The organism is Prevotella sp. HMSC073D09 (genome assembly GCF_001814145.1).
GTDB classification, from domain to species: Bacteria; Bacteroidota; Bacteroidia; order Bacteroidales; family Bacteroidaceae; genus Prevotella; species Prevotella conceptionensis.
In genome coordinates this window covers 91,120-96,968 of the sequence record NZ_KV815131.1, presented here as the reverse complement: position 1 = coordinate 96,968, position 5,849 = coordinate 91,120, and the positions used below count along the sequence as shown (strand labels likewise).

Sequence of the window (5,849 nt, the reverse complement as noted above, 5' to 3'; positions counted from 1 at the left end):
CCCTCTCCCTTTGGAGAGGGGCTGGGGGTGAGGCCAGTTAGGGGTTGCTGTGAGGCCAGTTGCTGGGGGATTGCTAGGCCTGAAAACAACACAATTAATATGAAACATCAATCAATAACTCTTGCCGCACTCGCACTATTAATAGTAGCCTGCGGCGGAAACGAAAAAGAATACGATGCCACGGGCATCTTCGAGGCGACCGAAGTTACGGTTTCGGCCGAAGGAACAGGGCGACTGATGGCCTTCGACATCAGTGAAGGCTCAACGCTTACGGCAGGACAGCAGGTAGGACTCATCGATACCGTGCAGCTACAATTAAAGGCTAGGCAGGTGGGAGCCACACGCGAGGTCTTCGCTAACCAACGTCCCGACATCCAAGCACAGATTGCCGTCACCAAACAACAAATCAGCAAGGCCCTTGTTGAGCAACGTCGCACACAAGCCTTGCTGAAAGAAGGTGCAGCCACCAGCAAGCAACTAGACGACGCCGAAAACGCCGTGGCCGTGCTGCAAAAGCAACTGCAGGGGCAAATATCTCTGCTGCAAAACAGCACGCGCAGCCTTAACAGCCAGATGAGCGGTGCCGACATTCAACGCTACGAGGTGATGAACCAATTGGAAAAATGCCACATCAAGTCGCCAATAACGGGTACGGTATTGGAGAAATACGCCGAGCAAGGCGAATTTACAGCCATCGGCCGACCGCTTTTCAAAGTGGCCGACATCCGTAACATGACCCTCCGCGCCTACGTTACATCCACCCAACTGGCCAAAGTGCGCCTGGGACAGCGCGTAAAGGTGTTCGCCGACTATGGCAACGACACCCGACATGCCTACGAAGGAACCATTACATGGATTTCGCCAAAGGCCGAATTTACACCCAAAAGCATTCTTACCGACGACGAAAGGGCCGACCAAGTGTACGCCGTAAAGGTCAGTGTGAAGAACAATGGCTACATCAAGATTGGCATGTATGGAGAAATGAAGTTATGAACGCCATCGAAGTAAACAACATCTGCAAAAGCTACGGCGAGGTACAAGCCTTGAAGGATTTCTCGTTTAGCGTGGCCAAAGGGTCGCTGCACGGACTTATCGGCCCCGACGGAACAGGCAAAACCTCGATGTTTCGCATCCTTGCGACATTGGTCTTGCCCGACAGCGGCACGGCATCGGTAGATGGTTACGACGTGGTGAGCGGGCTAAAAGACATTCGTCAACGTGTAGGCTACATGCCAGGACGGTTTAGCCTGTATCAAGACCTTACCGTTGAAGAGAACCTACGTTTCTTCGCCACCCTCTTCGGTACAACCATTGAGGCTGGTTATCATAACGTGAAGGATATATATGGACAGATAGAGCCCTTTAAACGGCGACGAGCTGGCGCGCTATCGGGCGGTATGAAGCAGAAGCTAGCCCTTAGTTGTGCACTTATTCACCAACCCAGCGTGCTGCTATTAGACGAACCAACCACTGGTGTCGACCCTGTTTCGCGCACCGAGTTTTGGGATATGCTTGCCCGTTTGAAACAACAAGGCATCACCATCCTTGTTTCTACGCCCTACCAAGAGGAGATAAAACGGTGCGACGAGATTACCACGCCACCCCTGCCACAATCTCTCCACACGCCACCCACACACACCTTATATATTAATAAGGTGTGCGAGGCAACGAAAAATCCCACCACCGACAACGCCACACGCAACCTGGGCCAAGCCGAAACCATTATCCACGTGAGCCATTTGGTAAAGACCTTCGGTACGTTTAATGCCGTAGACGACATTTCGTTCGATGTTCGCAGGGGCGAAATATTCGGCTTTCTCGGTGCCAATGGTGCAGGTAAAACCACTGCCATGCGCATTCTTTCGGGCCTTAGTCAGCCTTCGGGCGGCAAGGCTACCGTGGCCGGACTAGACGTTAGCACGCAACACGAGGCCATCAAACGGCGCATCGGCTACATGAGTCAGCGTTTCTCGCTCTACGAAGACCTCACCGTTACAGAGAACATCCGCCTCTTTGGCGGCATCTACGGCATGAGTTCGGCCGACATCAAACGCAAAACCGAACAGCTGCTCAACCGACTGACCTTGCAAAACGAGGCCAACCGACTAGTAAAGACCCTCCCCTTGGGCTTTAAACAAAAGCTAGCCTTCTCGGTAAGCATACTGCATCGGCCCGAAGTTGTGTTCTTAGACGAACCCACGGGCGGCGTAGACGGCAACACCCGACGCCAGTTTTGGGAACTGATTTACGAGGCGGCGCAGGGTGGCATCACCGTATTCGTAACCACACACTATATGGACGAGGCAGAATATTGCGACCGTTTGTCTATCATGGTGGATGGAAAGATACGCGCATTAGACACGCCCGAACAGCTGAAACGCCAATACGCAAAAGACAATTTGGGCGAGGTGTTCACCCTCCTTGCCCGTAATGCAGAAAGGAGTGAATGATGAAGACCTTCTTTTCATTCGTCAACAAGGAGGTACGACACATCTTACGCGACCGCCGCACCATGCTCATACTCTTCGGCATGCCGCTGGTGATGATGTTGCTCTTTGGCTTTGCCATCTCTACAGACGTGCGAAACGTGCGCCTCGTGGCTGTCACTACGCCCTGGGACAATGCTGCACAGCAGATTGTAGAGCGGCTCGACGTATCCGAATACTTCGTTCACACCTACAACGCACCCACAGTTGAGAAGGCCAAACAACTTATTCGCGACCAAAAAGCCGACCTTGCCGTGGTGTTCTCGCCCCGTTTTGCCGACCATCGCTACGATGGCGGCGCGCGCATACAGCTTATTACCGATGGCACCGACCCCAATATGTCGAGTTTGCAAGCCGCATACGCCTCGCAAATCATTGTCCAAGCCCTGCAACAAGGGGGCAAAGTAAGCATCGGCAGCACGCCAATGGTGACCACCCGACTGCTATACAACCCGCAACTGAAAAGTGCTTACAACTTTGTTCCGGGCATCATGGGCATGTTGCTCTTGCTTATCTGCGCCATGATGACCTCGGTAAGCATCGTTCGCGAGAAAGAACGTGGCACGATGGAGGTACTTCTTGTGTCGCCAGCACGTCCCTTACTGATGCTCATTGCCAAGGCTGTGCCCTATTTTCTGTTGTCTATTGCCATCTTGGGCGTCATCTTAGGCATCTCACATTTCGTTTTGGGCGTACCACTTTCAGGCAACCTATCCGCCATTTTCGTCCTCTGTCTGCTCTACATCTTCCTGGCCCTGTGCATAGGCCTGCTCATCAGCGTGTTGGCCAGCACCCAATTGCAGGCCCTGCTCATATCGGGTATGGTGATGTTGATGCCCAGCATCCTGCTATCGGGCATGATATATCCCATCGAAAGCATGCCACAGGTGCTGCAATGGTTAACATGTATCATTCCCGCACGATGGTTCATCGCTGCCATTCGCAAACTAATGATTATGGGCGTGGGGCTAGATATGGTGATAAAAGAACTGATGATACTCGCTGCAATGGCAGCGTTGATACTGGGTATAGCATTGAAGAAGTTTAATATTAGGCTTGAGTAGCCTCACCCCCGACCCCTCTCCAAGGGGAGAGGGGAGTAATATGCAAGGCAACTTCAAGGCCAACACACCTTCTTTCCTTATCAAGCGAGGTGAAAGGAGTGTAATATGCGGGGCAAGCACAAGGCCGACTTATACAATAATACAATCCACCAACAAGGCATTTCACTCCCCTCTCCCCTTGGAGAGTGGTCGGGGGTGAGGCCTTTAACTCCTTAACTATGTTCAAATCTCTCCTACAAAAAGAATGGCTACAGATACGCCGCAACGCCTTTGTTATGCGACTTGTGGTGTTCTATCCCATCTTTATCATGGGCATTGCACCATGGATTACCACGATGGAAGTGCGCAACATAACGGTGAGCATCGTAGATAACGACCGCTCAACCCTATCGCGCCAAATCGTTAGCAAGGTAGAGCACTCCACCTATTTCCACTTCAACGGCATGGCCTCATCGTATAAAGAGGCCATAGCAAGCGTGGAAAGGGGACAGACAGACGTGGTAATGGTTATCCCACAGCACTTTGAACGAGAACTAACGCTGGGTAAAAGTCCGCAAGTGTTTGTTGCCGCCAACGCCACAAACGGCACCAAGGGCGGCTTGGGCAGCGTCTACCTAGCCAACATCGTTACAAGCACAAGCCTAAACAACCGTCCCCTACCCTCGCCCCATCAGCAAACCATAACCTCAAACACCCTATACAACCGCCACGAGAGCTATAAGGTGAACATGATTCCGGCACTTATGGCTATGGTGATGATCATGGTTTGCGGCTTTCTGCCTGCACTTAACATCGTAGGCGAGAAAGAGGCGGGCACCATCGAGCAGATAAACGTAACGCCCGTGGGCAAAACGCAGTTTATTTTGGCCAAACTCATACCCTACTGGGTCTTTGGTTTCGTCATCTATACCCTTTGTTTGCTGCTTGCATGGGCCATTTATGGCATCACGCCCGTGGGTAACGTGGCCTTGCTCTACCTATTTATGGTGCTGTTAGCCGTAATATTTAGCAGCATCGGACTTATCGTCAGCAATTACAGCGACACCATGCAGCAGGCCATGCTCGTAATGTGGTTCATCATGGTTTGTATGACATTGCTCAGTGGCTTGTTCACGCCTGTACGCAGCATGCCCACTTGGGCACAAACACTTACATGGATTGTGCCCGTGCGCCACTGTATCGACGCCGCTCGTTCGGTATTCATTCGCGGAACTGCGCTAAGCGGACTAACTACCCAACTCGCCATCCTCGCCGTAATGGCCACCATCATGAGCGTATGGGCAGTGTGGAGTTATAAGAAGAACAGCTAGGTGTAAAGGGGCATTTGCAAGGTCCTTGTTCCACGTCGGCAAGCTCTTCGCAACGTATTTCCCCATTCTCACCACCCACTTTTTATGACATCGCTGCACGACAAACCTTTTGTAGTGTGACTACAAACAAGCCGTATTAACACTACCGACAACTTGTAGCGTGCCTACCGCTTGTTTGTAGTCAACGTACAAGTGGCTTTATACGGTACGTTTCATGGTTCAACACTGAAGTCGTCTTGACCTTTAATGTTTCTATACATTAAGAGGCGTTTGTTCTCTCTGTGATGCCAACACAAGATAAACACCCTTCTCATACACGAAGTGCAGGACAAATCAAACCACCGCGGCTTATAAACTCACGAAAGACCAACAATTCCCGAACACATCAACTTACAAACTGGAAAACCCACAAGCTCATCAACTCAAATCTTAAATCATTATCTTTTATTTTACAATACCATTCTAATTTTCGCGCTGTTCTAGCGAAAATATAGGCCATAAAGTAGGTAAATCGCCCCCATTTCTAGCCTTTCACGCCTTACAACATGTTCGATTTTAAGAAAACTACCTGCATTTTGCACCATTTTGCCTTTCTAGATTGGTTGTCAACCCATGATTTTTGCAGCCCAAAAACCCACATTTAGACCCCAAAACCCCACTTTTTAACGACCATTTCGCCCTTTTTGGCCCAGTTTTTCATGGTTCTTAAAGGTTTTGTTTATACATTTGCAGTGGATGTTTATGCTTTTTTGCCTTGCGTTTAGCTGTATTTTGCACTGCATTTTGCACCATTTTACCTTGCGTTTAGCACCAAAACGCACTGCATTTAGCACCAAAACGCAAGGCGTTTAGCATCAAAACGCACGCTATTTTGCACCAAAACGCACTAAATTTTGCTACAAATAGCCCAAAAGTTGGTGAAAATGGCGACTTTTTTAAATAAATATTCATTTCACTGCATTCACATGCTAACCCCTTTTTGCATCAAA

The 5,849-nt window shown here is 50.1% G+C and carries 4 protein-coding genes; all 4 read left to right on the top strand.

The annotated features are described in order from the left end of the window. Positions 1-99: 99 nt before the first annotated feature. The 4 genes from HMPREF2955_RS13260 (at position 100) to HMPREF2955_RS13245 (ending at position 4,860) form a co-directional block, all read left to right on the top strand. Complete coding sequence (locus tag HMPREF2955_RS13260) at positions 100-993, top strand: HlyD family secretion protein (RefSeq protein ID WP_070723910.1); 894 nt, start codon at positions 100-102, stop codon at positions 991-993. Continuing rightward, positions 990-2,450, top strand: a complete 1,461-nt coding sequence (locus tag HMPREF2955_RS13255; RefSeq protein ID WP_070723909.1) for an ATP-binding cassette domain-containing protein — start codon at positions 990-992, stop codon at positions 2,448-2,450. The genes HMPREF2955_RS13260 and HMPREF2955_RS13255 overlap by 4 nt, the downstream gene beginning before the upstream one ends. After that, positions 2,447-3,550 (top strand): ABC transporter permease, encoded by a 1,104-nt coding sequence (locus HMPREF2955_RS13250; RefSeq protein WP_083317737.1) that lies wholly within the window; start codon positions 2,447-2,449, stop codon positions 3,548-3,550. Before HMPREF2955_RS13255 ends, HMPREF2955_RS13250 begins: the two co-directional genes overlap by 4 nt. A 218-nt stretch (positions 3,551-3,768) precedes the next feature. Next, a complete protein-coding gene (locus HMPREF2955_RS13245; protein ID WP_070723908.1) occupies positions 3,769-4,860 on the top strand; it encodes an ABC transporter permease in 1,092 nt (363 codons plus the stop codon). The last annotated feature ends 989 nt before the right edge of the window (positions 4,861-5,849 follow it).